Source organism: Ruegeria sp. AN6, from assembly GCF_056540425.1.
In genome coordinates, this window is record NZ_JBQFWR010000058.1 from 1 (window position 1) to 510 (window position 510).

General features: G+C 56.3%; 1 protein-coding gene. It reads right to left on the reverse strand.

The genetic code is table 11. From position 1 onward, the window contains the following. The coding region (locus ACR0MQ_RS23025) for a DDE-type integrase/transposase/recombinase (RefSeq protein WP_480611318.1) at positions 1 to 488 on the reverse strand (488 nt) is incomplete at its 3' end. Between the last annotated feature and the right edge of the window lie 22 nt (positions 489 to 510).

Sequence of the window (510 nt, forward strand, 5' to 3'; positions counted from 1 at the left end):
TATTGTCTGAGCCAGACATTGAGGGCGACCTGAGCTTGTTTGGTTGTGTGGAACCATTCGGCGTTGAGGACTTCGCGACGGAGTGTTCCGTTGAAGCGTTCGTTGTAGCCATTTTCCCACGGTGACCCTGGGTAGATCTGGATCGGTTGGATACCGACCCGTCGGAGCCACTCCTGAAGCGGTGCAGCGATGAACTCCGGGCCGTTGTCTGAACGAATAAACTCGGGCTTACCGTGTTTCATCAGCAGCCGGTGCAGAACGTCCAGAACGTCAGCTGCATTCATTCTGGGTCGCACTGCCACGCAGAGCGCCTCACGGGTGTACTCATCAAGCACAGTCAGCATCTTGTAGCTCCGCCCACTGCTCAGCTTGTCATGGACAAAATCAATCGCCCAGACATGGTTGGGATGCGTGGGCCTGAGCCGGATGACAGAGCTGCCCTTGTGATAGAGCCGCCTTCGTTTCTTATGCCGATGTGGCAGCTGCAAGCCTTCTTCGCCCCCTAATCGT